This is a genomic window from Trinickia camelliae (assembly GCF_053525655.1).
In genome coordinates this window covers 1-1232 of record NZ_JBCHAA010000043.1, presented here as the reverse complement: position 1 = coordinate 1232, position 1232 = coordinate 1, and the positions used below count along the sequence as shown (strand labels likewise).

The following is a 1232-nucleotide window of genomic DNA, read 5'->3' as shown; positions in this document are numbered from 1 at the left end:
TGAATCGCCCCGGCCCCAGTAGACACCTGCAAGCCTCAAACTAGAGGTTAGACAGGAGGTGCGATGAGCGCACAGAGATACCCCGAGGAATTCAAGGTCGAAGCGGTCAGTCAAGTCTTGGACAGAGGCCACAGCGTTGCCGAGGTCGCGCAGCGGTTGGGCGTGAGCCAACACAGCTTGTACCAGTGGATCAAACAACGGCGCCAACCCGTGGCAGAGCACCAAGGGCAAGTATCGCAATCCGAAGAGGTGCGAAGGCTCAAGGCCGAGCTCAAACGGGTGACCGAGGAGCGCGACATCCTAAAAAAGGCCGCAGCGTACTTTGCCAAGCAGTCCGGGTGAGGTACGCCTTCATCAAGGCGCACGCGGGTCAATACAGCGTGCGCCGTCTGTGCAAGGCGATGTCGGTGCATCCCAGTGGTTACTACGCGTGGCACGCACAACCATTGAGCCCACGCGCGAAGGACGATCAACGCCTGCTGGGCTTGCTCAAGCAGGCCTGGCTGGAGAGCGGCGGCGTCTATGGCTATCGCAAGCTCACCCTGGACATGCGCGATTTGGGCGAACGCTGCGGCAAGCACCGTGTGGCGAGGCTGCTCAAGGCCGAGGGACTGCGTTCGCAATCGGGCTATCGCAGGCGTGCGGCTGCGCAGGCCGGCAAGCCGGCGGTGGTCGCGCCCAATCACCTGCAACGGCGGTTCACGGTCGACGGCCCGAACCAGTCCTGGGTGACCGACATCACCTATATACGCACGCACGAAGGCTGGCTGTACCTGAGCGTGGTCATCGATCTATGGTCGCGCATGGTCGTAGGCTGGTCCATGGGGCAGCGCATCGATACCCGGTTGGCGCTGGATGCCTTGCTGATGGCGCTATGGCGACGCCGCCCGCGCCAGCAAGTGCTGATTCACTCGGATCAGGGGTGCCAATTCACCGGCCACACCTGGCAAAGCTTCCTGCGCGAGCACAACCTGCTGTGCAGCATGAGCCGGCGTGGCAACTGCCACGACAATGCCGTGGCTGAGAGCTTCTTCCAGTTGCTCAAGCGCGAGCGAGTGCGTCGGCAAATCTATGCCACCCGGCACGAGGCCAAGTCCGACGTCTTCAACTACATCGAGATGTTCTACAACCCCACACGGCGTCATTCGAGCGCCAACGGACTATCACCGGTAGAGTTCGAACAACGCCATTCCCAACGGCTCGTGAGTGTCTAGGATAGCCGGGGCGATTCA

1 protein-coding gene is annotated in these 1232 nt (G+C 61.7%); it reads left to right on the top strand.

The window, feature by feature from the left end; all coding sequences use genetic code 11:
* The first annotated feature begins 63 nt into the window (after nucleotides 1-63).
* Nucleotides 64-1214 (top strand): IS3 family transposase gene (locus AAHK20_RS33420; protein WP_449185790.1). Its coding sequence is split into 2 segments (ribosomal slippage): nucleotides 64-310 and nucleotides 310-1214, totalling 1152 coding nucleotides; the frame shifts between segments, so codons are not numbered across the junction.
* Nucleotides 1215-1232 lie beyond the last annotated feature (18 nt).